This is a genomic window from Streptomyces sp. NPDC052682, assembly GCF_040678435.1.
Classification (GTDB): Bacteria; Actinomycetota; Actinomycetes; order Streptomycetales; family Streptomycetaceae; genus Streptomyces.
In genome coordinates this window covers 51,288-77,326 of sequence record NZ_JBFATS010000003.1, presented here as the reverse complement: position 1 = coordinate 77,326, position 26,039 = coordinate 51,288, and the positions used below count along the sequence as shown (strand labels likewise).

The 26,039-nt window shown below is 71.0% G+C and carries 27 protein-coding genes and 1 pseudogene; 12 read left to right on the top strand and 16 right to left on the bottom strand.

The annotated features are described in order from the left end of the window. Nucleotides 1-359: 359 nt before the first annotated feature. Both nagB and AB0K80_RS05205 read right to left on the bottom strand, forming a co-directional pair. On the bottom strand, nt 360-1,145 hold the full coding sequence (gene nagB / locus AB0K80_RS05210; protein ID WP_365665991.1) for a glucosamine-6-phosphate deaminase: 786 nt from the start codon (nt 1,143-1,145) through the stop codon (nt 360-362). A gap of 122 nt (nt 1,146-1,267) precedes the next feature. Next, nucleotides 1,268-2,020: an SDR family oxidoreductase gene (locus AB0K80_RS05205; RefSeq protein WP_365665989.1), complete on the bottom strand. Its 753-nt coding sequence runs from the start codon at nt 2,018-2,020 to the stop codon at nt 1,268-1,270. Between the two features lie 95 nt (nt 2,021-2,115). Here AB0K80_RS05205 and AB0K80_RS05200 point away from each other — a divergent pair, with 95 nt between their 5' ends. Further along, a complete protein-coding gene (locus AB0K80_RS05200) occupies nt 2,116-2,769 on the top strand; it encodes a TetR/AcrR family transcriptional regulator (protein ID WP_365665987.1) in 654 nt (217 codons plus the stop codon). Between the two features lie 449 nt (nt 2,770-3,218). Next, nucleotides 3,219-4,685, top strand: coding sequence for a PAS domain-containing sensor histidine kinase (locus AB0K80_RS05195; protein WP_365666588.1), 1,467 nt, complete (start codon nt 3,219-3,221; stop codon nt 4,683-4,685). A gap of 201 nt (nt 4,686-4,886) precedes the next feature. On the opposite strand, the gene AB0K80_RS05190 is transcribed toward AB0K80_RS05195, so the two are convergent. Continuing rightward, nucleotides 4,887-5,144: a WhiB family transcriptional regulator gene (locus AB0K80_RS05190; RefSeq protein ID WP_003992873.1), complete on the bottom strand. Its 258-nt coding sequence runs from the start codon at nt 5,142-5,144 to the stop codon at nt 4,887-4,889. A 322-nt stretch (nt 5,145-5,466) separates the two neighbouring features. Continuing rightward, nucleotides 5,467-6,435 carry a diacylglycerol kinase family protein gene (locus tag AB0K80_RS05185; protein ID WP_365665985.1) on the bottom strand — a complete coding sequence of 323 codons (969 nt, stop codon included), beginning with the start codon at nt 6,433-6,435 and terminating at the stop codon, nt 5,467-5,469. Between the two features lie 116 nt (nt 6,436-6,551). Here AB0K80_RS05185 and AB0K80_RS05180 point away from each other — a divergent pair, with 116 nt between their 5' ends. Then, nucleotides 6,552-6,992 (top strand): hypothetical protein, encoded by a 441-nt coding sequence (locus tag AB0K80_RS05180; protein ID WP_365665983.1) that lies wholly within the window; start codon nt 6,552-6,554, stop codon nt 6,990-6,992. A 39-nt stretch (nt 6,993-7,031) separates the two neighbouring features. Here AB0K80_RS05180 and AB0K80_RS05175 read toward each other — a convergent pair whose 3' ends face one another. From AB0K80_RS05175 to AB0K80_RS05165, 3 genes are all read right to left on the bottom strand, one after another. Then, complete coding sequence (locus tag AB0K80_RS05175; RefSeq protein WP_365665981.1) at nt 7,032-8,186, bottom strand: RNA polymerase sigma factor SigF; 1,155 nt, start codon at nt 8,184-8,186, stop codon at nt 7,032-7,034. A 17-nt stretch (nt 8,187-8,203) separates the two neighbouring features. Next, nucleotides 8,204-8,617 (bottom strand): anti-sigma regulatory factor, encoded by a 414-nt coding sequence (locus tag AB0K80_RS05170; protein WP_166002247.1) that lies wholly within the window; start codon nt 8,615-8,617, stop codon nt 8,204-8,206. A 256-nt stretch (nt 8,618-8,873) separates the two neighbouring features. Further along, the gene (locus AB0K80_RS05165; RefSeq protein ID WP_365665979.1) at nt 8,874-9,134 is read right to left on the bottom strand and encodes a UBP-type zinc finger domain-containing protein; all 261 of its coding nucleotides are present in this window, start codon (nt 9,132-9,134) and stop codon (nt 8,874-8,876) included. 60 nt (nt 9,135-9,194) lie between these two features. Between AB0K80_RS05165 and AB0K80_RS05160 the strand changes: the two genes are divergently transcribed. Next, nucleotides 9,195-10,793: a Na+/H+ antiporter gene (locus AB0K80_RS05160; RefSeq protein WP_365665977.1), complete on the top strand. Its 1,599-nt coding sequence runs from the start codon at nt 9,195-9,197 to the stop codon at nt 10,791-10,793. On the opposite strand, the gene AB0K80_RS05155 is transcribed toward AB0K80_RS05160, so the two are convergent. Together AB0K80_RS05155 and AB0K80_RS05150 are read right to left on the bottom strand one after the other, a co-directional pair. Then, entirely contained in the window at nt 10,794-11,690 is an 897-nt protein-coding gene (locus AB0K80_RS05155) for a pyridoxal-phosphate dependent enzyme (protein ID WP_365665975.1), read from the bottom strand. A gap of 22 nt (nt 11,691-11,712) precedes the next feature. Then, on the bottom strand, nt 11,713-12,303 hold the full coding sequence (locus AB0K80_RS05150; protein WP_365665973.1) for an N-acetylmuramoyl-L-alanine amidase: 591 nt from the start codon (nt 12,301-12,303) through the stop codon (nt 11,713-11,715). A 303-nt stretch (nt 12,304-12,606) separates the two neighbouring features. On the opposite strand from AB0K80_RS05150, the gene AB0K80_RS05145 reads away from it, so the two are divergent. The 5 genes from AB0K80_RS05145 (at nt 12,607) to AB0K80_RS05125 (ending at nt 17,250) form a co-directional block, all read left to right on the top strand. Beyond that, on the top strand, nt 12,607-14,013 hold the full coding sequence (locus tag AB0K80_RS05145) for a family 2B encapsulin nanocompartment shell protein (RefSeq protein ID WP_365665971.1): 1,407 nt from the start codon (nt 12,607-12,609) through the stop codon (nt 14,011-14,013). 99 nt (nt 14,014-14,112) lie between these two features. Continuing rightward, nucleotides 14,113-15,276 carry a family 2 encapsulin nanocompartment cargo protein polyprenyl transferase gene (locus tag AB0K80_RS05140; RefSeq protein WP_365665969.1) on the top strand — a complete coding sequence of 388 codons (1,164 nt, stop codon included), beginning with the start codon at nt 14,113-14,115 and terminating at the stop codon, nt 15,274-15,276. A gap of 766 nt (nt 15,277-16,042) precedes the next feature. After that, nucleotides 16,043-16,669 (top strand): GNAT family N-acetyltransferase, encoded by a 627-nt coding sequence (locus AB0K80_RS05135; RefSeq protein ID WP_365665967.1) that lies wholly within the window; start codon nt 16,043-16,045, stop codon nt 16,667-16,669. A 26-nt stretch (nt 16,670-16,695) separates the two neighbouring features. Next, a complete protein-coding gene (locus AB0K80_RS05130) occupies nt 16,696-16,932 on the top strand; it encodes a hypothetical protein (RefSeq protein WP_365665965.1) in 237 nt (78 codons plus the stop codon). A gap of 27 nt (nt 16,933-16,959) precedes the next feature. Continuing rightward, nucleotides 16,960-17,250, top strand: a complete 291-nt coding sequence (locus tag AB0K80_RS05125; RefSeq protein ID WP_365665963.1) for a hypothetical protein — start codon at nt 16,960-16,962, stop codon at nt 17,248-17,250. An 18-nt stretch (nt 17,251-17,268) separates the two neighbouring features. Here the strand turns inward: AB0K80_RS05125 and AB0K80_RS05120 are convergent. The 3 genes and pseudogenes from AB0K80_RS05120 to sodN form a co-directional block, all read right to left on the bottom strand. Further along, nucleotides 17,269-17,977, bottom strand: a pseudogene (locus tag AB0K80_RS05120) (VOC family protein). 40 nt (nt 17,978-18,017) lie between these two features. After that, nucleotides 18,018-18,410 carry a helix-turn-helix transcriptional regulator gene (locus AB0K80_RS05115; protein WP_365665962.1) on the bottom strand — a complete coding sequence of 131 codons (393 nt, stop codon included), beginning with the start codon at nt 18,408-18,410 and terminating at the stop codon, nt 18,018-18,020. Nucleotides 18,411-18,721: 311 nt separating this feature from the next. Then, nucleotides 18,722-19,117, bottom strand: a complete 396-nt coding sequence (sodN, locus tag AB0K80_RS05110) for a superoxide dismutase, Ni (RefSeq protein WP_365665960.1) — start codon at nt 19,115-19,117, stop codon at nt 18,722-18,724. A 141-nt stretch (nt 19,118-19,258) separates the two neighbouring features. On the opposite strand from sodN, the gene sodX reads away from it, so the two are divergent. Beyond that, nucleotides 19,259-19,705: a nickel-type superoxide dismutase maturation protease gene (sodX, locus tag AB0K80_RS05105; protein ID WP_365665958.1), complete on the top strand. Its 447-nt coding sequence runs from the start codon at nt 19,259-19,261 to the stop codon at nt 19,703-19,705. On the opposite strand, the gene AB0K80_RS05100 is transcribed toward sodX, so the two are convergent. Further along, nucleotides 19,600-20,238, bottom strand: a complete 639-nt coding sequence (locus AB0K80_RS05100) for a CGNR zinc finger domain-containing protein (protein WP_365665956.1) — start codon at nt 20,236-20,238, stop codon at nt 19,600-19,602. The two genes, sodX and AB0K80_RS05100, sit on opposite strands and share 106 nt — an antisense overlap. A gap of 100 nt (nt 20,239-20,338) precedes the next feature. Here AB0K80_RS05100 and AB0K80_RS05095 point away from each other — a divergent pair, with 100 nt between their 5' ends. Beyond that, a complete protein-coding gene (locus tag AB0K80_RS05095) occupies nt 20,339-21,109 on the top strand; it encodes a class I SAM-dependent methyltransferase (protein ID WP_365665955.1) in 771 nt (256 codons plus the stop codon). A 55-nt stretch (nt 21,110-21,164) separates the two neighbouring features. On the opposite strand, the gene AB0K80_RS05090 is transcribed toward AB0K80_RS05095, so the two are convergent. From AB0K80_RS05090 to AB0K80_RS05080, 3 genes are read right to left on the bottom strand one after another with little or no spacing between them, the layout of a single operon-like run. Continuing rightward, nucleotides 21,165-21,971, bottom strand: a complete 807-nt coding sequence (locus AB0K80_RS05090; protein WP_365665953.1) for an amino acid ABC transporter ATP-binding protein — start codon at nt 21,969-21,971, stop codon at nt 21,165-21,167. Then, complete coding sequence (locus AB0K80_RS05085) at nt 21,968-22,906, bottom strand: amino acid ABC transporter permease (RefSeq protein ID WP_365665951.1); 939 nt, start codon at nt 22,904-22,906, stop codon at nt 21,968-21,970. The genes AB0K80_RS05090 and AB0K80_RS05085 overlap by 4 nt, the downstream gene beginning before the upstream one ends. A gap of 32 nt (nt 22,907-22,938) precedes the next feature. Continuing rightward, nucleotides 22,939-23,898, bottom strand: coding sequence for an ABC transporter substrate-binding protein (locus tag AB0K80_RS05080; protein ID WP_365665949.1), 960 nt, complete (start codon nt 23,896-23,898; stop codon nt 22,939-22,941). A gap of 775 nt (nt 23,899-24,673) precedes the next feature. Between AB0K80_RS05080 and AB0K80_RS05075 the strand changes: the two genes are divergently transcribed. Next, nucleotides 24,674-25,903 (top strand): NADP-dependent malic enzyme, encoded by a 1,230-nt coding sequence (locus tag AB0K80_RS05075; protein WP_365665947.1) that lies wholly within the window; start codon nt 24,674-24,676, stop codon nt 25,901-25,903. Nucleotides 25,904-26,039: the final 136 nt, after the last annotated feature.

Below are 26,039 nucleotides of genomic sequence, written 5' to 3'. Positions count from 1 at the left end.
GGGTCGGGTACCCGCGAGGCCGCTCGATGAGCCTTGGCTGCCTGCCATGGGAGGCTCCCGGGCGGCCGCTCCAGGCGCAGGCCCAGCCACTATGGGGGGCTCCGGGAGGCCGCTCCGCGGCTCTGGGCGCAATCGTCGTCAGGCTCTCGTGCAGGCCGCTCCCGGACGGAGGAGCAACGGCCTCCCGGGCAGGCCACTCCCCAAGCCCGGCCCCATGGGTTCCCCGCCCAACCCACGTGGCCCGGCCCGACGACCCCCAGGCCGCCTCCGGTCAACCACCCCTTGAGCTCCCGGAATGCCCGCCCGACCGCCCCGGCATCCGCCGCGCCGCTCTGCTGGTGCCCCGCGAGCGGCGCGTCTCAGATGCCCTGCCACTCCGGTTTGTTGGCGTATGTGTGCCGGAAGTAGTCCGCGAGCTTGAGCTTGGACGCGGCGGCCTCGTCGACGACCACCGTGGCGTGCGGGTGCAGTTGGAGCGCGGAGGCCGGGCAGATCGCGGCGACCGGCCCCTCCACGGTCGCGGCGACCGCGTCGGCCTTGCCCTCGCCCGTGGCGAGCAGCACCAGGTGACGGGCCTCCAGGATCGTGCCGATGCCCTGCGTGATCACGTGGTGCGGCACCTGCTCGATGTCGCCGTCGAAGAAACGCGCGTTGTCGATCCGGGTCTGCTCGGTCAGCGTCTTGATCCGGGTGCGCGAGGCGAGCGAGGAGCACGGCTCGTTGAACCCGATGTGCCCGTCGGTCCCGATACCGAGCAACTGGAGGTCCACACCTCCGGCGTCGGCGAGCGCCTTGTCGTACGCCTCGCAGGCCGCCGGCACGTCCTGCGCCGTGCCGTCGGGGCCCATGAACTTGTCCATGCCGATCCCGAGCGGTTCCAGCACCTCGCGGCGCAGCACCGAGCGGTAGGACTCCGGATGGTCGGCGGGCAGCCCCACGTACTCGTCGAGCTGGGCTATCCGAGCGCGTGAGGTGTCCACGGCACCGGAGCGCACCTTCGCCGCCAGCGCCTCGTACACGGGCAGCGGAGTCGAGCCGGTGGCCACGCCGAGCAGGGCGTCGGGCTTGCGCCGGAGCAACTGTGCCATGGCTTCGGCGACGAGTTCGCCGCCCGCCTTGGCGTCCGGAACGATGACAACTTCCACGGTGGGCCTGCCGATCTGAGAAGAGGGGCGCTGCGAGGGACCCGGACGGGCAATGTGGTTTAGACCAATCTAGCAGAGGGCTGTCCGCAATGGTCCTGGCCGGATACCGCCGGACCCATGCGTCACGTCAGTGAGCCGCCCGTCGCGTCCACCCAGCTCCCCGTCACCCACCGCCCCGCGTCCGAGGCCAGGAACGCCACCACGTCCGCGACGTCGGCCGTCTCGCCCACCCGGCCGAGCGCCGATATCGCCGCGGCCCGTGCCCAGCCGTCCTCGGTTCCGTACAGCAGCCCGGCCGTGTTGTCCGTGTCGATGATCCCCGGCGCCACCGAGTTCACCGTGATGCCCCGAGGGCCCAGCACCTTGGACAGGTCGCGGGAGAGCACGTCCAGCGCGCCCTTCGTCATCGCGTACGCCATGTTGTCGGGCATGAGCGCGGTCCGCGCCAGACCCGAGGAGACGTTGATGACCCGGCCCCCGTCCCGCAGCCGGTCCAGGCCGTGCTTGACGAGGAAGAACGGCGCCTTCACGTTCACCGCGAAGACCTGGTCGTACTCCCGCTCGTCGATCTGCTCGATGGGGTGCGTGTTGCCGATCCCGGCGTTGTTCACCAGGATGTCCAGCCCGTCCGCGTACCGGTCGAACTCCGCCCAGAGCGCCTCGGCGTCACCGGGCACGCCGAGCTCCACGCCGATCGCGAACGCCGACCCGCCGGCCGCCTCGATCGCGGCGACCGTCTCCTTGGCCGCCGTCTCGTTCCTGCCGTAGTGGACCGCGACCCGCGCCCCGTCGCGGCCCAGCCGCTCGGCGATCCCCCGCCCGATCCCCCTGCTCGCGCCGGTGACCAGCGCCGTCCTGCCCGTGAGCACACCCATGTCCGCACCCCTCCGTAATTTCGTAACGGTCGCTACGGAAAAACCGTACACCGGTCCGCCGACATTTATCTAGTGCCCGCTATAAAATGCACTCCATGGTGAGCGGCGACGACACGCGGACGACCGGGGTGAGCAGGGCGAAGGGCAGGCCGCGGGGCCGCCCCCGCTCCTTCGACCGGGCGACCGCGCTGGAGAAGGCCCTGATGGCCTTCTGGGAGCACGGCTACGAGGCCACCTCGGTCTCCGACCTGACACGGGTGATGGACATCGGGGCGCCCAGCCTGTACGCGGCGTTCGGCGACAAGCGGTCCCTCTTCGAGGAGGTCGTACGCGAGTACGGCACCCGGTACGGGGCCTTCACCGACCGCGCCCTGGCCGAGGAGCCCACCGCCCGGGCGGCCGTCGAGCGGATGCTGCGCGAAGCCGCCACCGTCTACACCGAGCCCGGCCATCCGCACGGCTGTCTGGTCATCCACGCCGCAGCCAACTGCTCCACCCCCGAGGTCGAGCAGTCGCTGCGGGAGCGGCGCAACGCCAACATCGCCGCCATCGAGAGCCGGATACGGGACGATGTCGCCTCCGGCGCCCTGCCCGCCGGCACCGACCCCACCGCACTCGCCCGGCACGCCGGCGCGATGATCCAGGGCATGTCACAACAGGCGCGAGACGGGGCGAGCCGGGAGGAACTGCAAGCGCTCGCGGACATTGCCATGGCCGTCTGGCCCCGCACACGAACGCACACGCGTTAGGCTGCTTGGTGGACACTCGGCATCCGGGCGTCTTCGACTGTCTCCGACTGTCTCCGAGCCGTCTCCGGACGGTCGGAGAAACAACACCGACGCACAGCGTCCCACGCATGGACACCCCGCAGTGGTCCAGTCCAGAATGCGACGGAATGACGCTGAGCAGTACAGCGATACACGCGCACGCTCCAACGAAACACACGCAAGCCTCCGCCTTCCCCGCACAGGAGGGCGGATCGAGGAACCGGAGCTCTCTGCCCTGACTGCCCCGGCTCCTCGTCCTTCGGCCGACGGGACCGCACACCCCCCGGCCGAAATAGCTCCGGGCTGCGGTGCCGGGAGGGTTGAGGGTCCCTCCCAGGCGCCGCGGCCCGCGGGTGTTTCACGGGCCTCATGGCGATCCGCGTATTTCAGGGCTGTACAAACCCCCGGGTACGCTCGCTGACGTGCCCTCCATGAACGAACTCGTACGCCAGCACACCGCACTCGACGACACCGACCTCGAGTGGCTCCACCTGCTGGTCTCGGAGTGGCAGCTGCTCTCCGACCTGTCCTTCGCCGACCTGGTCCTGTGGGTTCCCACCCGCGACGGCACGCGGTACGTCTCGGTCGCCCAGATGCGCCCCAACACCGGCCCGACCTCGTACCAGGACGACATGGTCGGCCACCTCGTCCCGCGCGGCCGGCGCCCCCTGCTGGACGCCGCCCTCGACGAGGGGCGCATCGTGCGCGAGGGCGACCCGGAGTGGCGCGAGGAGGTCCCCGTCCGGGTCGAGTCCATCCCCGTACGGCGGGAGGGGCGCGTCCTCGGCGTCATCGCACGCAACACCAACCTGCTGACCGTGCGCACTCCGAGCCGGCTGGAGCTCACCTACCTGCAGAGCGCCTCCGACCTGGCGCAGATGATCGCGGCCGGAGCCTTCCCGTTCGCGAACCAGCAGAAGGACATGGAGGCATCGCCCCGGGTCGGCGACGGCCTGGTCCGGCTCGACGCGGACGGCATCGTCCAGTACGCCTCCCCGAACGCCCTGTCCGCCTACCACCGTCTCGGCCTCGCCTCCGACCTTGTCGGACAGCACCTCGGCAAGACCACCGCCGAGCTCGCCCCCACCCGAGGCCCGGTGGACGAGGCGCTCGCCAAGGTCGCCAGCGGCTGGGCCCCGCGCGAGTTCGAGATCGAGGCCAACGACGGGGTCATCCAGTTCCGCGCGATCCCGCTCAAGCCCAAGGGCACCCGTATCGGCTCCCTCGTCCTGCTCCGGGACGTCACCGAACTGCGCCGCCGCGAACGTGAGTTGATCACCAAGGACGCCACCATCCGGGAGATCCACCACCGGGTGAAGAACAACCTCCAGACGGTCGCGGCCCTGCTGCGCCTCCAGGCCCGCCGTATCGAGTCCGACCGCGGCCGCGAGGCCCTGGAGGAGGCGGTGCGCCGGGTCGGGTCGATTGCGATCGTGCACGAGACGCTCTCCCAGAACCTCGACGAGCGCGTGGAGTTCGACGAGATCGCCGACCGGGTGCTCGCCATGGTCGCCGAGATCTCCCCGGGCAAGGTCACCGGCCGCCGCACCGGCCGCTTCGGCATTCTCGACGCCGAGGTCGCCACCCCGCTGTCGATGGTGCTCACCGAGATCCTCCAGAACGCCCTGGAGCACGGCTTCCGCGAGGGTGACACCGGCACGGTCGAGGTGTCGGCGGTGCGCGGCGGCACCACCAAGGAGGCCCGCCTGCTGGTCACCGTCCAGGACGACGGCGTCGGCCTGCCCGAGGGCTTCGACCCCAAGACCGCGGGCAACCTCGGTCTGCAGATCGTGCGGACCCTGGTGGAGGGCGAGTTGGGCGGCACCTTCGACATGGTGCCGGCGCCGGAGCGCGGAACCCGGGTGATCCTCGACATCCCGGTCCGGTCACAGAAGTAGCCCCAGCCCACGGCCGGCCACCCTGGCAGGGTCTGGCGGGGTCTTCGCACACAGCAAAAAGCCCCGGACCACACGGTCCGAGGCTCATGCTCGTTGCTGCTGTCAAGCGCATCGGGGGAACTGCGCGCTGCGGCTCGGGGGCGGGAGATGCGTACGCGCTGTACGCGCCGCCAAGCTCAGGCTGTCAGCAGGGGTGGGGTGTCAGGCGGAGGCCTGACGGGCCCGGTTGCGGGCGGCGCGACGCTTCATGGCGCGGCGCTCGTCCTCGCTGAGACCACCCCAGACGCCGGAGTCCTGGCCGGACTCGAGCGCCCACTGCAGACACTGCTCGATCACCGGGCAGCGACGGCAGACGGCCTTGGCTTCCTCGATCTGCAGCAGCGCAGGACCGGTGTTGCCGATGGGGAAGAAGAGCTCGGGGTCTTCCTCGCGGCAAACGGCGTTGTGACGCCAGTCCATGGCTGCTACCTCTCCTTGGTATTACGTGCAGGGCTTGCTTGTGAATGTGAACGCTTTCACGAATCCCTCAACAAGTGAAGGGCCGATCACCGGGTAACCCGGCGTAGGTCCTGTGGTTTGAAGAGGGGTTCCGGTGATCTGTGGAGGCCGGTGTTGCGGGCCGTCCCGATCGCCACGTAGAGACTCGCAAACCTCAGCGGCGGATACAACCCCTTCCGGAAAGTTTTTTTTGATTCTTCGGTGTCGACTAGGTCACAGCCGTACTTCCATGGGGTGGATCCTGGCCTAAACGTTCGAGTGAAAGGACTTTAGCCCCTTCTGCTCACACAATCACACGCAGTGCACGGCGTACGCCTGTGAACGTCACGCTGGTGCGCAGCCCGAGGTGGTCACCGTCCATCTGGAGGGGGAGCGGCGCCTTCGAATGCAAGGTGAACTGGTCCATGTCGTGCAGGGTGACCGCGTGCCGACCTCGGGGGCCGCGCTCCGGGGACGAAGTGAGCAACTGGGTGCCATACCGGGCAACCGCGGCTGTGGACAGCCGGCTGAGGCCGAAGAGATCCAGACCGGTATCGAACGAGGCCTTAGGTGACGCGTAGATCGGGCGATTACCCAGAAACGTCCACGGCGAGGTGTTCGACACTATGGACAGGACCAGATCGGTGACGGGGTCCTCGCCCGCACGCTCAAGGGTGATCGTGCCGTGCCGGCGGTTCGGCTCGCCGAAGAGCTGGCGCACCACCTGGCGCACGTAAAGAGCGTGTGTGGATTTCTTGCCGCGCTCGCGATGCTGCTCGACCCGGCCGACCACGCCGGCGTCGAAGCCGAGGCCCGCGTTGAAGGTGAACCAGCGGGCGGGCACGGCTTCGTCCTCGGTGCCCGGAGTGCCGGATGCCAGGCCCAGGCCGACGGTGCGCTCGCTGCCGTCCCGCAGGGCGTCGAGGAGGGCGCCGGTGGCCTCCACGGCGTCGTTGGGCAGGCCCAGAGCGCGGGCGAAGACGTTGGTGGAGCCGCCGGGGACCACGGCGAGACCGGGGAGGTGCTCCGGGGCGGGGCCGGCGTGCAGCAGGCCGTTGACCACCTCGTTGACCGTGCCGTCGCCGCCGAGGGCCACCACCAGGTCGATGTCGTCGCTCTCCGCCGCCTGCCGGCCGAGGTCCCGGGCGTGGCCGCGGTACTCGGTGGTGACCGCCTCGAGCTTCATCTCGCTCGCCAGCGCGTGGATCAGGACATCGCGCATACGCGCACTTGTGGTGGTTGCCGCCGGATTGACCACGAGAAGTGCACGCATGGATTGCAGAGTACCTACTGGGCGGTACCGGGCACAGCGCGAGGTAGGGATCCGGTAAGAGAGACCGGGGTGAACCTCGCCACGGGGGCGTGCGTCAGGAGGGCTACTCTTCAGGAGTGAGCAGCGAGCAGACCCCCACCACCCCGGACACCACCGGCCCCCGTCCGCGCCGCCTGACGTACGCCGCGGCGCTGGCCGCCCTGGAGGGGCTGGCGCTGGTGGTCGGCGGGATCTGGCTGCTGGTCATGGGTCTGGCCGGGCACCCGGACGACCGGCAGCAGGCCGTGACGGGCGGTGTGACGGTACTCGTGCTCGCGCTGCTGCCGCTGCTGGCCGCACGCGGGCTGCTGACCCGCCGCAGCTGGAGCCGCGGCCCGGCGGTGATCACGCAGATCCTGGCGCTGCCGGTGGCCTACAACCTGCTGCGGGCCGACAGCGTCTCGATCCCCGCGGGGATCGCGCTCGCCGCCGTGGCCGTCACCTCGCTGGTGCTGCTGGTCAACCCGGAGACGACCCGGGCCCTCGGGATCCGAGGACCCGGCAACGCACAGAAGTGAGGACCGGCAACGCACAGCGGCAAGGCCCGTTGACCACCCTCACTCCTCCACGAGGAGCTTCTCCCGCAGCTGCGCCAGGGTGCGCGCCAGCAGCCGGGAGACGTGCATCTGGGAGATGCCGACCTCCTGCGCGATCTGCGACTGGGTCATGTTGCCGAAGAACCGCAGCAGCAGGATCCGCTTCTCGCGCGGCGGCAGGTCCTCCAGCAGCGGCTTGAGGGACTCGCGGTACTCGACACCCTCCAGCGCCTCGTCCTCGGCGCCGAGGGTGTCCGCGACCGCCGGGGACTCGTCGTCGGTGTCGGGGACGTCCAGGGACAGCGTGGAGTACGCGTTGGCGGACTCCAGGCCCTCCAGGACCTCCTCCTCCGAGATCTGGAGTTTCTCGGCGAGCTCGTGGACCGTGGGGGAACGGCCGTGCAGCTGGGACAGCTCCGCCGTGGCCGTCGTGAGGGACAGCCGCAGTTCCTGGAGGCGGCGTGGCACCCGCACCGCCCAGCCCTTGTCGCGGAAGTGCCGCTTGATCTCGCCGACCACCGTCGGGGTGGCGTACGTGGAGAACTCCACGCCGCGGTCCGGGTCGAAGCGGTCGACGGACTTGATCAGCCCGATGGTGGCGACCTGCGTCAGGTCGTCCAGCGGCTCACCGCGGTTGCGGAAGCGGCGCGCGAGGTGCTCGACGAGCGGCAGATGCATGCGGACCAGCTGGTTGCGCAGTTCCCCGTACGCGGGGCTGTCCTTCTCCAGCTCGCGCAGTTTGAGGAACATGGCCCGCGCCTCGCTGCGGTCCTGAGGGCCGTGCGCGGTGCTCGGCACACTGGGCACCCGCACTGCCTGGTCCTCGGAATCTCGCTCGTGCTCGCTCATCGTCCCGCCCGTCGCCCTTCCCCGAGCCCTCGCCTCCTTGGCCACCCCCGACTGTGCGCGAGTGGGGGGAACTCCCTGGGGAAGTCCGGTACGACCTCCCGGAGGCGCGCTCCGTACGGCACCCTTGCGATCCCGTCGCCCGACGCCCGGGACGGCCTCGATGGAGTCGTCCTCCGGATGCGGCCGGGCGGCCTGCTCGGGGATTCCGTCGACGGCGTCCGCCATGCGCCGGGATCCGTCCGGACCGCCCCTGCTCATGCCTGTGCACGCGCCCGTGCCTGTGCCCTCTGCCGGCAGCTCCCGTGTGCCGCGCTCTTCGTCCCGCACCGGCCCGTCCCCGTTCCTCACGCCGGCCCGGGTCCCGCGCCGCGCTGTTTGTAGAGGCTGATCGAAACGGTTTTGTCCTCGTCCACGGCGGAGGAGACCTTGCCCGCCAGGGCGGACAGGACGGTCCAGGCGAAGGTGTCCCGCGAGGGGGCGTGGCCATCCGTGGTCGGCGCCGAGACCGTGACCTCGAGCGAGTCGTCGACGAGCCGGAAGACACAGCTGAGCACCGAGCCGGGCACGGCCTGCTGGAGCAGGATCGCGCATGCCTCGTCCACCGCGATGCGCAGGTCCTCGATCTCGTCGAGGGTGAAGTCCAAACGGGCCGCGAGACCGGCCGTGGCCGTACGCAGCACCGACAGGTAGGCACCCGCAGCCGGCAGCCGGACTTCCACGAAGTCCTGGGTCGCGGGCTCGCCTGCGATGTGGGACACCCTCACCTCCATGGTGGTACAAGCGTTTCAGGGCCGAGGGTCGCCCCCCGGGTAACGCGATTGGTGGTTCAGCGGTGACGCTATCGCGCTGTCGGCGTTCCTGTCCCCGGGACCCCAACCCCTGCCGTCACTCACAGTAAAGCTGCGGACACGCTCCGTGTCTAGAGGGTGGGCGGACCCAAATGGGATGAGGGGGTGCCGGATTGACGTACCCAGACGTCAGGCCGTCGAACCGTCCCGATCCAGGGTCGCACGGTCACACCAGTACGTGGTCGACGAAGCACCAGCGCCAGGCCTCTCCGGGTTCGAAGCTCCGCATCACCGGGTGCCCCGACTCCTTGTGGTGCTCGGTGGCGTGCCGTCCCGGGGAGGAGTCGCAGCAGCCGACGTGACCGCAGCTCAGGCACAGCCGAAGCTGTACGGGGTCCGTGCCGTCCCGCAGACACTCCGGACAGCCCGGGCTCAGCGGCTCGGGCTCGGGGCTCGGCAGCGCGTCGGCGTGCGTGCACTGTTTCATGATTGCCAGATTACGACGGGCGTACGGACGCCCGCGGAAAAAAGAGGGCGGGCGGGAACGATGGATGTGATGCCACTGCTGTTGCTGGTGGCGGGCAGTGCCGGCATCGCGGCGGCGGCCCGGCGCACTCCGGTGCCGGCGCCACTGCTGCTGGTCGCGGTGGGTCTGCTGGTCTCGTACGTCCCCGGGGTGCCCGACTACACCCTCGACCCGCACATCGTGCTGCCGCTCCTGCTGCCCCCACTGCTGTACACGGCGGCCACCGACAGTTCCTACCTCGACCTTCGGGCGCAGCTGCGGGCCGTGACGCTGCTGTCGGTCGGGTACGTGCTCTTCGCGACCTTCGTCGTCGGCTGGGCCCTGTATGTGATCGTGCCGGACCTGCCGCTGACCGCGGCCCTGGTCTTCGGCGCGGTCGTGGCGCCGCCGGACGCGGTCGCGGCGACGGCGGTGGCCCGCCGGGTCGGGCTGCCGTCGAGGATCACCACGATCCTGCAGGGCGAGTCGCTGTTCAACGACGCCACCGCCATCACCGCGTTCAAGGTGGCCCTGGCGGCCGCGGTCGGGGAGGGCGCCACCTGGGCCGGAGGAGTCGTCGAGTTCCTGATCGCGGCGATCGGCGGGGTCGGGGTCGGGCTGCTGCTCATGGTGCCGATCCACTGGCTGCGCACCCACCTGAAGGAGGCGCTGCTCCAGAACACCCTCTCCCTGCTCATCCCCTTCGTCGCCTACGCGGTGGCCGAGCAGGTGCACGCCTCCGGCGTCCTCGCGGTCGTGGTCGTCGCGCTCCATCTGGGACACCGCGCGTGGGAGGTCGACTTCGCCACGCGTCTGCAGGAGGGAGCGGTGTGGAAGATGGTCGCCTTCGTCCTCGAGTCGGCGGTGTTCGCGCTGATCGGACTCCAGCTGCCGGTCGTCCTGCGGGGGCTCGGCGAGTACGAGGGAGTCGACGCCGCCTGGTACGCGCTCGCCGTGTTCCTGGTGGTGGTCGCCGCCCGGTTCGTATGGGTGTACCCGGCGACGTTCCTGCCGCGGATCGCCTCCACCCGGATCAGGGCACGCGAGGGCGACCTGACCTGGCGTGGCCCCTTCGTCGTCGCCTGGGCCGGCATGCGGGGCGTGGTGTCCCTGGCCATCGCCTTCTCGATCCCCCTCACCCTGCACGACGGCGACGTACCGTTCCCGCAGCGCAACCTGATCCTCTTCCTGACGTTCACCACGGTCATCGGCACGCTGGTCGTGCAGGGCCTGACCCTGCCCCCGCTGATCCGCCTGCTGAGGTTCCCCGTCCCCGACGCGCAGGCCGCCACGCTGGCCGAGGCCAACGCCCAGGCGCAGGCTTCCCGGGCCGCCGAGCAGCGACTGGAGGAACTGCTGTCCGACGAGCGCAACGCCCTTCCCGCCCCCCTCGCCGACCGTCTGCGCAGTGTCGTGGAACGCCGCCGCAACGCCGTCTGGGAGCGGCTCGGCCAGGTCAACCCGGTCACCGGGGAGACCGTCGACGACACCTACCGCCGCCTGTCGAGGAAGGTGATCAGCGCGGAACGCGAGGTCTTCGTCAAGCTCCGGGACGCCCGCTACATCGACGACGAGATGCTGCGCACCCTGCTGCGCAGGCTGGACCTGGAGGAGGCGGCGGCGTACCGGGAGGCCGGCTGATCAGCCCGCGAAGGGCGCGCCGGTGATCACGGCGGCCACGGCCGTGCCCCTCGCGAACGCCCCTTCCTCCACCAGCGCGGTGAGCGCGTACAGCATCTTGGCCACATAGAGCCGCTCCACCCCCAGCCCGTGCCGCTCCTCGAAGTCGTCGGCGAAGGCGTGCAGCTCCGGTGTCGTACGGCCGTACCCGCCGCAGTGGAAGCGCTCCTCCAGGGCCCACGTACCGCGTGGCCCGCCGAAGGCCCTCTCCTGCAGGCGCCGTACGTCGGCTGCCAGGAAGCCCCCTTTGAGCACCGGCACGCCCAGCGCCCGCTGTACCGGCCCGAGCCCCGCCGCCAGCCCGGCCAGGGTGCCCCCGGTGCCGCAGGCGACGGCGACGACGTCGGCCGCGTCCCGCAGTTCCGCACCGAGTGCACGGCAGCCCCGTACGGCCGGCGCGTTGCTGCCGCCCTCGGGCACCACGTACGCGTGCGTGGCGCCCGCCGCGCGCAGCAGCGCCGCCCGCGTCGCGGGCTCCGCCTTCGCGCGGTAGGCCGCCCGGTCGGCGAAGTGCAGCCGCATCCCGTCGGCGACGCAGCGGGCGAGGGAGGGGTTGAGCGGGCGGTCGGCCAGCTCCTGGCCGCGGACCACCCCGATCGTGGACAGCCCCAGGAGGCGGCCCGCTGCGGCGGTGGCCCGCAGGTGGTTGGAGTACGCGCCGCCGAACGTGACGATCGGGCGTCCGGCCGCCGCGGTGAGGTTGGGCGCCAGCTTGCGCCACTTGTTGCCGATCAGCTCCGGGTGGATCAGGTCGTCCCGCTTCAGCAGCAACCGGACTCCGTGCCGCTCGAAGCGCTCGTCCCGCACCTCCTGGAGCGGGGAGGGCAGGCGGGGGCCGAGGAAGTCCAGGCTGGTCACGCCCCCATTGTCGGACAACCGGTCACTGGAGCCGGTCGCGGATCCGCGCGCGCATCTCCGTCATCGTGAAACCGCGCGGGTCCACCTTCCCCGGCTGCCACTCCAGGTGGCCGATCACCGACCGTTCCGTCCAGCCGTGGTGGCGGCACACCGCGGCGGCCGCTCTCTCGATCGCCTCCAGCTGGACCTCGGGCCAGGGATCCTCACCGTCGCCCAGGTTCTCGCACTCGAAGCCGTAGAAGTGCCGGTTGCCGTCGGTGTTCGTCTCGTTGTCGGGCGGCAGCGCCTTCTCGGCGATCACCGCACGCAGCACGTCGTCGTCGCCGAGCCCGGCGTGGTTGGCGCGGCCGTAGCCGACGAGGTGCACCCGGCCGTCCTTGGTGATGACGCCGTGGCACAGCGGCCCGGGCAGGTCGGCGTAGCCGTCGCGGCAGATCTCGACGGTGCGGGCGCTGCCCCGGGTCACGGTGTGGTGGATCATCACGCCGTGGACCGGGCCCCACGGGCCCTTGTGGTTGCGGTTGTGCTCGCGCCAGTCGCCGACCTCGACGACGGTCAGCCCCTCCGCTCTGAGCGCCTTCAGGAAACCGTTCGCGGACATGGGTAAGGCCATGGCCGCCTCCTTCACGCGTGCCCGACAGCCGCCTGGCGCGGCCGCCTCGTAACGAGGCTTGTACCGGAACGAGCCGTTCAGAACCAGCCGTTCGGACCGTGCGCGAGCCGCGTGCGAGCCGATCCGGACACCTCCGCGTGCGCGAGGGCGGTCGGCGGGGTCCCCATGTGTGCCCAGCCACTCGAAGATCCATTCCCGCTCTTTCGGGTAATAGCACCGCCACGCTCCGTGAGGAAGGCTGGGCCGTGCACATCGAATGCCCAGGCACATGGGCTTCGGGCATCAACGGGAGGGCAATTCTCTATGTCGGTAGGCGAAGAGGTCCGCACGGAGGAGACCAGGCCGCAGCAGAGCCTCGGCACCGCGGCCGCGCGGAACCTGGCCACCACGACCAAGTCCGTGCCGCAGATGCAGGAGATCAGTTCTCGCTGGCTGCTGCGCATGCTCCCCTGGGTGGACATCCAGGGCGGCACGTACCGGGTGAACCGACGGCTGACCTACGCGGTGGGCGACGGCCGGCTGACCTTCGTGAAGACCGGCGACCGCGTCGAGATCATCCCCGCCGAGCTGGGAGAACTGCCGGCGCTGCGGTCGTACGAGGACCAGGAGGTGCTCTCCGAACTCGCGCAGCGCTGTGAGCAGCGCTGGTTCGCGCCGGGCGAGCTGATCGCCTCGTTCGGCAGCCAGAACGACGAGGTGTACCTGCTGGCGCACGGCAGGGTCGAGAAGATCGGCACCGGCCCCTACGGGGACGACGAGTCCCTCGGAGTCCTCGCCGACGGTGCCTACTTCGGCGACCGGGCGCTGCTCGACGAGGACGCCATCTGGGAGTACACGGCCCGGGCGCTCACCGCCTGCACGGTGCTCGTGCTGTCCCGCGAGCACGTCGAGCAGATCGCCGAGCGCTCCGACTCCCTGCGCCAGCAGCTCGAACAGCGCCGCTCGGCCCCCGAGCAGGCCACCAACAAGTACGGCGAGAAGGAGATCGACCTCGCGGCCGGCCACTCCGGCGAACCGGACATCCCGCACACCTTCGTCGACTACGAGGCCAGGCCCCGCGAGTACGAACTGAGCGTCGCCCAGACCGTGCTGCGCATCCACACGCGTGTGGCCGACCTCTACAACCAGCCCATGAACCAGACCGAGCAGCAGCTGCGGCTGACGGTCGAGGCGCTGAAGGAGCGTCAGGAACACGAGCTCATCAACAACCGCGACTTCGGTCTGCTGCACAACTGCGAGTACGACCAGCGGATCCAGCCGCACGACGGGGTGCCGAGCCCCGACGACATGGACGAACTGCTCAGCAGGCGCCGCGGCACCAAGCTGCTCCTCGCCCACCCACGCGCGATCGCCGCGTTCGGCCGCGAGCTGAACAAGCGCGGGCTGGTGCCCGAGACCATCGACATCGGCGGCAACCGCATCCCCACCTGGCGTGGCGTGCCGATCTTCCCGTGCAACAAGATCCCGGTCAGCGACGCCCGTACGACCTCCATCATCGCCATGCGTACCGGCGAGGAGGACCAGGGCGTGATCGGGCTGCGGGCCGCGGGCATCCCCGACGAGATCGAGCCGAGCCTGTCGGTGCGGTTCATGGGCATCAACGAACAGGCCATCATCAAGTACCTGGTCACGACGTACTACTCGGCCGCGGTGCTGGTGCCGGACGCGCTGGGCGTCCTGGAGAACGTCGAGATCGGCCGCTGGCGGTGACCTTCCTGGCAGGCCGGCCGCATCCCCGCCCGGCCAGGCGGGTAAGCCCTGGGGGTACGCGTCCAGCGCCACCCTCCGTCGCTCCTTCGAGGTGGTCCCATGGGTGAGTCCCTGACGGAGTCCCTGACGGACTCCACGCCGCCCGGCGCCGCGCTGCTGCGGCCGGTCGGGGCGCGGGCCGGGCGGCAGGGCGTGGCCAGACAGCAGGACGGCCGCCCGGGGCCGGCCGACGGGCACGAGGCGGAGCTGCTTCTGGCGCGGGCCCGGGCGGCGGTCGACCCGGTGCTGCGGGAGGCGCTCGGGACGCTGCCCTCCTCGATGCGCCGGATCGCGCTCTACCACTTCGGCTGGCAGCACGCGGACGGCACCCCGGCGGCGGGGGGCTCGGGCAAGGCGATCCGCCCCGCGCTCGTCCTGGCCTCGGCCGCCGCGCTGGGCGGACCGGAGGCCCGGGAGGCGTCGGTGCGGGCGGCCGCGGCGGTGGAACTGGTGCACAACTTCACGTTGCTGCACGACGACGTGATGGACCGGGACGCCACCCGGCGGCACCGGCCCACCGCCTGGACCGTGTTCGGTGACACGGACGCGATCCTCGCCGGGGACGCCCTCCAGGCACTGGCCCTGCGCCTCCTCGCCGAGGATCCGCACCCGGCGGCCCCGGCCGCCGCCGCCCGGCTTGCCGGCTGTGTCGTCGAACTGTGCGCGGGGCAGCACGCGGACACCGCCCTGGAGCGGTGCCGCCCGGACGAGGTCACCCTCGACCAGGTGCTCGCCATGGCCGAGGCCAAGACGGGCGCGCTGCTGGGGACCGCCTGCGCGATCGGTGCCCTGTACGCGGGCACGGGGGAGGCGGACGTGACGGCGCTGGACGCGTTCGGCCGGGAGGCCGGGCTCGCCTTCCAGCTCATCGACGACGTCATCGGCATATGGGGCGACCCGGACCGCACCGGCAAGCCGGCCGGCGCGGACCTGGCCGCCCGCAAGAAGTCCCTGCCGGTCGTCGCCGCCCTCGCCTCGGGGACCCCGGCCGCAGCAGAACTCGCCGCGCTGTACGAAGCGCCCAGTGACAAGGAGGACGACGCGGAGGACCTGGAGTACCTCGCCCTGACCGTCGAGCGGGCGGGCGGCCGGGACTGGGCACAGAACCAGGCCGCCGACCGGATGGCCCGGGCCATGCGGCAGCTGGCCCGCGCGGTGCCCGACCCGGAGGCGGCCGGGGGCCTGCTGGCCCTCGCCGAGTACGTGACCCGCCGCAGCAGCTGACCGACCGCGTCCGCCCGGCGAAGGCCGGGCCCCTCCGCAGCCGGTCGGGCCGAGAGACGGCTCAGGCCGGGGGAGGCCAGGGAGGTCTCTGATCGGCTGCGGAGGGGGCGCGGGACCCTGCGGGGGCCGCAGGTCGGCGGAGGCCCGAAAGGCCCTGCAGGCCGACGGAGTGGCACGGCTCGGCTGGTCGGTGGGGTCTGGAAGGCCTGAGAGGGCCGGGGGGTCGGCCAGGTCGGAAGGCTCGGCCGGCCGACCAGGGCCTGGGAAGGCTCGGCCGGTCGGCCAGGGTCCGGAAGGGCCCGGGCAGATCGGCCGGGGACGGAAAGGCCCGCAGGGTGGCGGGGCCGTAAGGCCAGGCAGGTCGGCACAGGTCGCACAGGACCAGACCGGCCGAGGGCCCGAAGGGCCTTGCGGGGCGGGCCCCACAGGTCGGCCAGGACCTGAAGGTCCTGGTAGCAGCAGGGCCCGGCAGGGCCCCCAGATCGGCCCGGTTCAGGAATGCCTCGGGAACCGGCCGGTTCGAAAGACCCCGGAGTGCCGGGGCCGTGCGGCCCCTGACCCCGTACGGCCCTGGCGCTCCGGCCCGGCGGGTCCCGCACTACCCCACGAGGTGCGGGACCCGCCCGTTTGCTGTCCGCCGCCTCACCTGGGTCCCTCTCCGTCCGCCCGGCTCGGCCGGATAGGGCCGCGCCGGGCGTCCGCGATCCCGGCTAGGCTGCAACGGCCTTACGATCAAGGCCAATTGAGACGGACGAAGGGGCGGGACATGGGTGTGGCGATCCGGACGGCGGGCGAGGACGACCGGGACCTGGTCGTCCGGCTGCTGGACGAGGCCTTCCACGAGGATCCGGTCAGCCGCTGGGTGTTCCCCGGCACGGAGCACCGCCGTACGGCCCATCCCAAGCTCATGGCGGCCTTCACCGACATCGTGCTCGACGACGGGCGCGTCGACGTGACCGAGGACGGCTCGGCCTGTGCCCTGTGGATGTCCGTACCGGCGGCCGAGCACGGGCCCGGCGCCGAGCACGCCGACGACGACGAAGGGCCCGCCCGGCTGCGCGCCGAGGTGGACCCGGACAACGAGCGGGTCGAGCTGATCGCCCGGCTGACCGCCGGCGTCCACCCCGCGGGGCGCGCCCACGCGTACCTGTGGATGATCGGTGTGGCCCCCGGGCGGCAGGGCGAGGGCCTCGGCACCGCCCTCATCCAGCACGTCCTGGACCGCTGCGACCGCGAGGGGCTGCCCGCCTACCTGGAGGCGAGCAACGCCCGCAGCCGCAAGCTGTACGAACGCCTCGGATACGAACTCGTCGGCGAGCCCCTCGACCTGCCGGACGGCCCGCGGATGTGGCCCATGTGGCGCGAGCCCCGGCCGTCCGGCGGGCAGCGCTGAGCCCCCTCCCGGCCTACGCTGGGGGCATGGGCAGCGAGGAACACGTCTGTCCCGTCTGCGGACAGCCGGTGGAGACGGTGGTCCGGCGCCACAAGACGCTGGGCGCGTGGGTCCCGGTGTGGGTGTCCGGCCCGTGCCGCAACCCCGAGTGCAAGGCGTACGCCGAGCAGGACGCCGAAGGCGCCGAGCCCGCCCCGGCCGGGACGGCGCCCGGGACGGAACGGGAACAGAAGCCGGGAGCGGCCGCCGCGAACCCCTCCTGAGGTGAGGCGGCGCGGTCGAGGGTGGACGTGGGGGGCAGGGAGATGGTGGGGGACCGGCGGCGCCGGGTGTGGCGGTGGGCCGTGGGCGTGTGGGCGGCCCTGGTGGTCGTCGCCGGCGGGCTCACCCTGTGGCTGCAGGACGAGGCAGAGCCGCAGCGGCTCCGGTGGGAGCTCGTTGAGCCGGACGCCCGGCCCGGGCCGGAGGACGGGCTGCCGGAGCCCATGAGGTACGGCGACTACGCCACCCTGTGCCCGGGCGACGGCACCCCCGGCGACCGCGGCGTCGTCGTGGCGTGCGCGTATGTGACGGCCCGCTGACCAGGGTTCCGGGGGCCCTCATCCCCGCGGCAGCACGCCCGTCTGCGGGTCCCGACCGGTCAGGCAGTACGTGCCGCCCGCCGGGTCCCGCAGCACCACCCAGGAGGCGAAGCCGCCCACGAACACCGCGCCCAGCCGCTCGTGCCGGTCCCGCGCCGCCCCGATGTCCCAGCAGGCGAGGTCGAGGTGCGCGGAGACGGGCCGTTCCTGCTGAAGGCGTTGCAGCAGCACCCGGACGGGCAGCCCCGGCGGCGGCTTGACCACGTGGAACCCCGGGAGCGCACCGGGCAGCGACTCCCAGCCGTCCAGCAGGGCGGTCCAGAAGGCGACGTCCCGTTCGTAGGCGGAGGGCGGGATGTCGAGGCACACCTGGTCCAGCCGGGTGCCCCGTACGACGGGCGGCCGCACCGACTCGCCCTGCCAGGGCACCGCGCAGAACTGCTGCCCGGCGGGGGAGCGCAGGACGGCCAGCGTTCCGAGGTCGGCGACCATGTCCGCACCGAGCCGCAGCGCCGTCGCGGCGAACGCCGGTACGTCGTCCACGCAGAAGTCCAGGTGCGAGCTTGACGCACGCGTCGGTGCCCTCCGGTACCAGGGTGACGAACTCGTCGTGCCCGCCGCGCCGTTCGGAGGGCCGGGTGCCGGTGACGGCGGTCCAGAAGTCGCAGGCGGCGGCGAAGCGCTCCCGGGGCCGGTCGACGAAGGCGTACGTCCAGCGGATGCTCATGGACATGATCGTAGGCCGCGGGCGGGGGAGCCCGGGCGGATCATCCGCGCCTGGGGCGGGTGTGCGCCCGCGCCACACACGCGGGGACGCCCGCGCCGTCCTGGTGCTCGCGGGCCCGGTACGCGCTCGGGGTCTCGCCGACCAGCTCCGTGAAGCGCGCGCTGAACGAACCGAGGGAGGTACACCCCACCGCGTGGCACACCTCGGTCACCGTCATGTCACCCTGGCGCAGCAGGGCCTTGGCCCGTTCGATACGGCGGGTCATGAGGTAGCCGTACGGAGTCTCCCCGAACGCGGCGCGGAAGCTGCGCTGGAAGTGCCCCGGCGACATCAGGGCCGTGCGCGCGAGCGCGGGGATGTCGAGGGGCTCGGCGTACTCGCGGTCGATCCGGTCGCGGGCCTGCCGCAGCCGGACCAGGTCCTCCAGGCTCATCACAGCAGGATCGCATGTTCTCACCAGTCGCCTGCGTGAACCACGAACGGGCTTCGCCGGGGGTTCCCCGCGCAGCGGCCCCCGGCTGTCTGCATGCAGCAATGGACCACATCATCACCGCGGTGAGCTGGACGTCGCCGTCGCCGTGGTCGTCGTCCTGCGTCACGGGGTTCGGCAGGCGGCGCTGTGCTTCCGCCGGGCGGCCCCGGGAACGCCGAAGGGCCCGACCGGGTGTCCGGCCGGGCCCCTCGCCATGCCCACCGACCTCGCGATGGTGCACCGATCGCCGGTCGCCGCGCACGGGTCGGCCGTCAGGCCTTCTTGGTCTCCCAGAAGATCTTGTCGATCTGGGCGATGTAGTCCAGCGCCTTCTGGCCGGTGGCCGGGTCGGTCGAGCCCTTGGCGGCCGACAGGGCCTTCAGGGTGTCGTTGACCAGCTGGTGCAGCTCCGGGTACTTCTCGAAGTGCGGGGCCTTGAAGTAGTCGCTCCACAGCACGGAGACGTGGTGCTTCGCGAGCTCCGCGCGCTGCTCCTTGATGGCCGCGGCACGGGTCTGGAAGTGCGGGTCGTCGTTGCCGGCCATCTTCTCCTGGATGGCCTTCACCGACTCCGCCTCGATGCGGGCCTGGGCCGGGTCGTAGACACCGCAGGGCAGGTCGCAGTGCGCGCTGACCGTGACCTTGGGGGCAAACAGGCGGGAAAGCATGAAGCAATCCTTCCTCGTGATCGTCTTCTCAGGGGGGACATTACTCCGTGGGCGACCGGTTTTGGCGAGTGCCCCCATGGGCTTAGGACAAAAGTCCGGGGTGAGACTGAGACTGGTGGAGGAACGACCGGGAGGTGCCGGGTGAGGCCGGAGCTGTCGCAGGAGCCGGAGCGGGGCGGGGCCGCGGCGCCCTTCGGGGTGGCCGAGGTGACCGGACCCTCCATGGTGCCCACGCTGTACCACGGGGACCTGCTCCTGGTGCACTACGGGGCCCGGATCAGGCCCGGGGACGTGATCGTCCTGCGCCACCCCTTCCAGCAGGACCTGCTCGTCGTCAAGCGGGCCGCCGAGCGGCGCGAGGGCGGCTGGTGGGTGCTCGGCGACAACTCCTACGCCGGCGGCGACAGCACCGACTACGGGGTCGTCCCCGACGACCTGGTGCTGGGCAGGGTCCGCTTCCGCTACCGGCCGCGCAAGCCGGATCAGCGCTCGCCGCTGGCGCTGCTGGGCTGGGCGCTTTCGGCGGCCCGGCCCGTCTTCTCGGACCGGCTGGGGCGGGCCGCCTCCAGGCGCTTGCGGGCCCGGTAGGCGGCCACGTTGGCGCGGGTCGCGCAGCGGTCCGAGCAGTAGCGCCGGGAGCGGTTGGTGGAGGTGTCGAGGTAGGCGTTGCGGCACGGGGCCGCCTCGCACAGGCCCAGGCGGTCCACGCCGTACTCGGTGAGATGGAAGGCCAGCCCCATCGCGGCGATCGCCGCGTAGCCCGCCGTCGCGTTCGAGGGGTGGTCCGCCAGGTGCATGTGCCACAGCGGGCGGCCGTCGTCGTCGCGGAAGTCGTGGCCGGAGATCTGCGGGCTCACCGGGAACTCGAGCAGGAGCGAGTTGAGCAGGTCCACGGCGAGGGTCTCGTCGCCGCTGTCCGCCGCCTCGAAGACCGCGCGCAGCCGGGCCCGGACCGAGCGGAACCGCGTCACATCGGCCTCGGTGGCCCGGCGGGCCGCCGACTGGTTGCCCCCGAAGAGGTCGCGGACCGCCTCGATGGAGGTCAGGGAGTCCTTGCCCCGGGCCGGTTCCTCGGTGTTGACGAGGCGCACGGCATAGTCCGAGTAATAGGCCAGTTCCACTTGTAGTCCTTACGAAGGGGCCTTATGGTCGTGCGTACGGTCAGGTAACAGCTGACTGCGCTTCCAGGGTATTACGGTACGGACGCGAGGGAGGGGCTCGATGACGGACGCGGACACCACCACGGCCACCGCCGACTGGCACGCCTGGCAGGAGAGCTGGGACCGGCAGCAGGAGTGGTATCTGCCGGACCGGGAGGAACGGTTCCGGATCACGCTCGACATGGTGGAGGCCCTGGTGGGCACCGCCCCGCGCGTGCTCGACCTGGCGTGCGGCACCGGCAGCATCACCGCCCGGCTGCTCCGGCGGTTCCCCGACGCCACCAGTACCGGGGTCGACCTGGACCCCGCGCTGCTGGCCATCGCCGAGGGCACCTTCGCGGCCGACGACCGGGTCACCCTCGTCACCGCCGACCTGACGGACCCGCACTGGCCGGCGAAGCTCCCGTACGACTCCTACGACGCCGTGCTCACCGCCACCGCCCTGCACTGGCTGCACCGGGAACCCCTCGCGGCTCTCTACGGCCGGCTCGCGGAGCTGCTCCGCGACGGCGGTGTCTTCCTGAACGCGGACCACATGATCGACGAGACGACGCCCCGGATCAACGCGGCCGAACGGGCCCAGCGGCACGCCCGCATGGAACAGGCCAAGCGCGACGGCGCCCTCGACTGGACCGAGTGGTGGCAGCTCGCCGCACAGGACCCGGTGCTCGCCGAGCCCACCGCGCGCCGTTTCGCGATCTACGGCGAACACGCCGAGGGCGACACCCCGTCGGTGGCGTGGCACACCCGGGTGCTGCGCGAGAAGGGGTTCGGCGAGGTCCGCCCGGTGTGGTGCTCGCCGTCGGACACCCTGCTCCTGGCCCTGAAGTAGCACGCGCGAAGGGGCGGCACGGACAATCCGTACCGCCCCTTCGCCGTGCGTGCCGTCAGAGCACCTTGGACAGGAACGACTTCGTCCGCTCGTGCTGCGGGTTGGTCAGCACCTCGCGCGGGTGGCCGGATTCGACCACCACACCGCCGTCCATGAAGACCAGGCTGTCGCCCACCTCGCGGGCGAAGCCCATCTCGTGGGTGACGACGATCATCGTCATGCCGGACTCGGCCAGGTCGCGCATGACGTCCAGGACGTCACCGACCAGCTCCGGGTCGAGCGCCGAGGTCGGCTCGTCGAACAGCATCAGCTTCGGGTCCATCGCCAGGGCCCGGGCGATCGCCACGCGCTGCTGCTGGCCGCCGGAGAGCTGCGAGGGGTAGTTCCCGGCCTTGTCGGCCAGGCCCACGCGCTCCAGCAGCTGCAGTGCGCGCTCCCGGGCCTGGGCCTTGTTCACGCCCTTGACCTGGACCGGCGCCTCGATGATGTTCTCCAGCGCGGTCATGTGCGGGAACAGGTTGAAGCGCTGGAAGACCATGCCGATGTCCCGGCGCTTGAGCGCGACCTCGCTGTCCTTGAGCTCGTACAGCTTGTCGCCCTTCTGGCGGTAGCCGACGAGCTCGCCGTCGACGTACAGCCGGCCCGCGTTGATCTTCTCCAGGTGGTTGATGCACCTGAGGAAGGTCGACTTGCCGGAGCCGGAGGGGCCGATGAGGCAGAACACCTCGCCGGACCTCACCTCCAGGTCGATGCCCTTGAGGACCTCGACGGGGCCGAAGGACTTGTGGACGCCCTCGGCCTTGACCATGGGGACGCCGGAGTCCCGCACGGGGCTGTCCGTCTTGGTGATCTTCTCGGTCATGCCACGCCTCCCCTGGGACGGCTGAGCGACAGCATCGTGGCCTTGAGCTTCTGGAACGGCGTGGCGGGGAGGCTGCGGCTGGAGCCACGCGCGTAGTACCGCTCGATGTAGTACTGGCCCACGCTCAGTACCGAGGTGAGGATCAGGTACCAGGCGGCCGCCAGGAACAGCATCTCCACCGGGGCGCCGGAGGTCTGGCCGATGTCCTGCGCGTACCGCAGGAGCTCGTAGTACTGCACCGCCGAGACCAGCGAGGTGGTCTTCAGCATGTTGATGACCTCGTTGCCCGTCGGCGGCACGATCACGCGCATCGCCTGCGGGATGACGATCCGCCGCAGCGTCTTGCCGTGGCTCATGCCGAGGGCGTGGGCCGCCTCCGTCTGCCCCTCGTCGACCGAGAGCAGACCGGCGCGGCAGATCTCCGCCATGTACGCGGCCTCGTTCAGGCCGAGGCCCAGCAGCGCCGTCAGGAACGGCGTCATGAAGTCCGACCAGTAGTTCTTGTAGATCGGGCCGAGGTTGATGTACTCGAAGACCAGACCCAGGTTGAACCAGACGAACAGCTGGACCAGGACCGGGGTGCCCCGGAAGAACCAGATGTAGAACCAGGCGATGGACGAGGTCACCGGGTTCCTCGACAGCCGCATGACGGCGAGGACGATGCCGCCCACGATGCCGATCAGCATCGACAGCACCGTCAGGAGCATCGTCTGGCCGACGCCCTTCATGATGCGGTCGTCGAAGAAGTAGTCGGGGACAGCGTGCCAGTTGATCTTGCCCTGGCCGAACGCGTAGATGATCGCGACCAGCAGGCCGATCGCGATGACGGCGGAGACGTACCGCCCGTAGTGCCGGACCGGGATGGCCCTGATGGCCTCCGGCCCGGCCGGGGGCGTGCCGGCCGGGCCCGCCGTCTTGTCGATGTCAACAGTCACGGATGTTGCCTTTCAGTGCCGCTTCGTCGCGGTCACTTGCCGCCGTTGATGGAGGCTTCCTTCACGGCGCCGTCCGTCACGCCCCACTTGGTGAGGATCTTCTCGTACTCGCCGTTCTTGATGATCGCGTCCAGCGCGGCCTTGAGGGCGTCGCGAAGCTGCGTGTTGCCCTTGGCGACCGCGATGCCGTACGGGGCGGCCTCGACCTGCTCGCCGACGATCTGGAAGTCCTTGCCGCCGCCGGAGGTCTTCACGGCGTAGGCGGCGACCGGGAAGTCGGAGGAGCCGGCGTCGGCGCCGCCCGCGCGCAGGCGGGTCTGGGCCTGCTGGTCGTTGTCGAAGGACTCGATGGCGATCTTCTTGCCGCCCGAGCACTTCTTCGACTCGGCCTTGGCCAGGTCCTCCGAGACCGTGCCACGCTGGACCACGATCTTCTTGCCGCACAGGTCCGACCAGTTCTTGATGCCCTGGTCGTCGCCCTTCTTGGTGTAGATCGAGACACCGGCCGTGAAGTAGTCGACGAAGTCGACGCCCTCGCCGACCTTCTTGCCGGTGTCGGAGTCGATGCCCTCCTGGCGGTCCTTGGTGTCGGTCATCGCGGACATCGCGATGTCGTACCGCTTGGAGCGCAGACCCGTGATCAGGGTGTCGAAGGTGCCGTTCTCGAAGTCGAACGTCACGCCGAGCTGCTTGCCCATGGCGGCGGCCAGGTCCGGGTCGATACCGACCGTCTTGCCGGAGCCGTCCTTGAACTCGACCGGGGCGTACGCGATGTCGGAACCGACCTTGATGACGCCCTTGTCGCGGATCGCCTGGGGCAGCTTGTCGGCGAGCGGGGCGTCCTTCGAGGTGGCGGTCTTGCTGCCCGAGCCGTTGTCCTTCGTCTGGTCACCGCATCCGGTGAGCATCAGCGCGCCTGCGACCGCGATCGCACCGACCGCTGCTAGCCGGGAGTGCGCGGCGGTCGGACGACGGGTGGAGCTTGCGGTCATGGTGGGTTCCTCCGGCGGATGGGTGGAGTTGCCGATGGGGCTGGCGGCCGCCGAAGGGTTCGGCAGCTGCCGTGGGACCGGTCGCTGCCGAGGGTTCGGCGGCTCCCGGTGTGGCCGCTGCCGGTGGGGGACGGCGGCTGCCAGGGGTACGGCGGCTGCCGGTGGGGGCGGCGGCTGCCGAGTGACGGCCGCCGAGGCTTCGGCGGACGCCGGGGGCCGGCACTTGCCGATGGGTTCGACAGATGCCGTGGGTCGACAGGAACACACGTCTTCGAGTGTCGCGACCTCGTGTGATTACGGCATCTTGCCATTCGGACTGCGCCAGTCAGGGGGCCAGCCATGTCAAAATCGGATAACGGGTGACCCCCGAACCACACCACTCCGGTACATCACGGCCGCATCTTCTGCGGAAATACCCCCTTCCAGCCGGAATATCTTCGGTGCATCTCACGATACGGATGCCAGGGTCGCGGCATTCGTCACAGCTCGCGTGCTTGCGCCGACTTTCACCGGGCCTTGTCCTGAAAACGGGCGATGAGTCGGGTCCCCGGTATGTGACCTTCGCGTTATCGACTCGTCCTCGGCGCCGTCCGTCCGGTAAGAAGGTTCTTTACACCCCTCATCCGGGGCTCAGGGCGCGTGTGCGGCGCGCCCGTCGCGTATGTGCCCGTACGTATCCCGTACAGAGCACCATCTGGGCCGTACGCGGTGCCCGCCCACTTCTCAACCAGGAGTGGCCAACCCTCAACCATGCAGACCTAAGGGGTAGAACCAAGTGGCAGCGGAGATCGTCAATCCTCGCAGCGAGAGCGCGGACCAAACGGGTCAGGAGGGCGGTGCGGAGCCCCTCGATTCGTTCGATCCGGCGTTCGCCCTGCACCGCGGCGGCAAGATGGCCGTGCAGGCCACCGTGCCGGTCCGCGACAAGGACGACCTGTCCCTCGCGTACACACCCGGCGTCGCGAAAGTGTGCAGCGCGATCGCCGAGCAGCCCGACCTCGTCCACGACTACACATGGAAGTCGTCGGTGGTCGCCGTCGTGACGGACGGTACGGCCGTGCTGGGGCTCGGGGACATCGGGCCCGAGGCCTCCCTTCCGGTGATGGAGGGGAAGGCCATTCTGTTCAAGCAGTTCGGGGGCGTGGACGCCGTTCCGATCGCCCTGAACTGCACGGACGTCGACGAGATCGTGGAGACGGTCGTCCGGCTGGCACCGTCCTTCGGCGGCGTGAACCTGGAGGACATCTCCGCGCCCCGGTGCTTCGAGATCGAGCGCAAGCTCCAGGAGCGGCTCGACATCCCGGTCTTCCACGACGACCAGCACGGCACGGCGGTCGTGACGCTGGCGGCCCTGCGCAACGCCGCGCGGCTGAGCGGGCGCGGGCTCGGTGATCTGCGGGCCGTGATCTCGGGTGCGGGCGCCGCGGGTGTCGCGATCGCCAGGATGCTGGTGGAGGCCGGGATCGGCGATGTCGCCGTGGCCGACCGCAAGGGCGTGGTCTCGGCGGACCGGGACGACCTGACGCCGGTGAAGCGGGAGCTGGCCGGCTTCACGAACAAGGCGGGGATCTCCGGATCCCTGGAGGCGGCGCTGGCCGGGGCGGACGTCTTCATCGGCGTCTCCGGCGGTACGGTGCCGGAGCCGGCCGTGGCGTCCATGGCCGAGGGCGCGTTCGTCTTCGCGATGGCCAACCCGAACCCCGAGGTGCACCCCGAGGTGGCGCACAAGTACGCGGCGGTCGTCGCGACCGGGCGGTCCGACTTCCCCAACCAGATCAACAACGTGCTGGCGTTCCCGGGGATCTTCGCGGGCGCCCTCCAGGTGCGGGCCTCCCGGATCACCGAGGGCATGAAGCTGGCGGCCGCCGAGGCGCTGGCGTCGGTGGTCGGGGACGACCTCGCGGCCGACTACGTCATTCCGTCCCCGTTCGACGAGCGGGTCGCTCCGGCGGTCACGGCGGCGGTGGCCGCGGCGGCCCGGGCCGACGGCGTGGCACGACGCTGACCTGAGCACGACCGGATGGCCCCGCCCTTACGGGCGGGGCCATCTTCGCATCCGGGTACGCGGCCGCTCGGGTGATCTCGGCGGCTCCGGCGGCCGGTGGCCGAGGTGGCCGTCTTGGCAAGAGGGTGTGTCTCAC

What these genes read in the sequence shown, in the direction of transcription:
- AB0K80_RS05205 (WP_365665989.1), bottom strand. Translation starts at nt 2,020, where the DNA reads ATGGGTGTGCTCACGGGCAGGACGGCGCTGGTCACCGGCGCGAGCAGG.
- AB0K80_RS05200 (WP_365665987.1), top strand. Translation starts at nt 2,116, where the DNA reads ATGGTGAGCGGCGACGACACGCGGACGACCGGGGTGAGCAGGGCGAAG.
- AB0K80_RS05195 (WP_365666588.1), top strand. Translation starts at nt 3,219, where the DNA reads ATGAACGAACTCGTACGCCAGCACACCGCACTCGACGACACCGACCTC.
- AB0K80_RS05190 (WP_003992873.1), bottom strand. Translation starts at nt 5,144, where the DNA reads ATGGACTGGCGTCACAACGCCGTTTGCCGCGAGGAAGACCCCGAGCTC.
- AB0K80_RS05185 (WP_365665985.1), bottom strand. Translation starts at nt 6,435, where the DNA reads ATGCGTGCACTTCTCGTGGTCAATCCGGCGGCAACCACCACAAGTGCG.
- AB0K80_RS05165 (WP_365665979.1), bottom strand. Translation starts at nt 9,134, where the DNA reads ATGAAACAGTGCACGCACGCCGACGCGCTGCCGAGCCCCGAGCCCGAG.
- AB0K80_RS05160 (WP_365665977.1), top strand. Translation starts at nt 9,195, where the DNA reads ATGGATGTGATGCCACTGCTGTTGCTGGTGGCGGGCAGTGCCGGCATC.
- AB0K80_RS05150 (WP_365665973.1), bottom strand. Translation starts at nt 12,303, where the DNA reads ATGGCCTTACCCATGTCCGCGAACGGTTTCCTGAAGGCGCTCAGAGCG.
- AB0K80_RS05145 (WP_365665971.1), top strand. Translation starts at nt 12,607, where the DNA reads ATGTCGGTAGGCGAAGAGGTCCGCACGGAGGAGACCAGGCCGCAGCAG.
- AB0K80_RS05140 (WP_365665969.1), top strand. Translation starts at nt 14,113, where the DNA reads ATGGGTGAGTCCCTGACGGAGTCCCTGACGGACTCCACGCCGCCCGGC.
- AB0K80_RS05135 (WP_365665967.1), top strand. Translation starts at nt 16,043, where the DNA reads ATGGGTGTGGCGATCCGGACGGCGGGCGAGGACGACCGGGACCTGGTC.
- AB0K80_RS05130 (WP_365665965.1), top strand. Translation starts at nt 16,696, where the DNA reads ATGGGCAGCGAGGAACACGTCTGTCCCGTCTGCGGACAGCCGGTGGAG.
- AB0K80_RS05115 (WP_365665962.1), bottom strand. Translation starts at nt 18,410, where the DNA reads ATGAGCCTGGAGGACCTGGTCCGGCTGCGGCAGGCCCGCGACCGGATC.
- sodN (WP_365665960.1), bottom strand. Translation starts at nt 19,117, where the DNA reads ATGCTTTCCCGCCTGTTTGCCCCCAAGGTCACGGTCAGCGCGCACTGC.
- AB0K80_RS05095 (WP_365665955.1), top strand. Translation starts at nt 20,339, where the DNA reads ATGACGGACGCGGACACCACCACGGCCACCGCCGACTGGCACGCCTGG.
- AB0K80_RS05090 (WP_365665953.1), bottom strand. Translation starts at nt 21,971, where the DNA reads ATGACCGAGAAGATCACCAAGACGGACAGCCCCGTGCGGGACTCCGGC.
- AB0K80_RS05080 (WP_365665949.1), bottom strand. Translation starts at nt 23,898, where the DNA reads ATGACCGCAAGCTCCACCCGTCGTCCGACCGCCGCGCACTCCCGGCTA.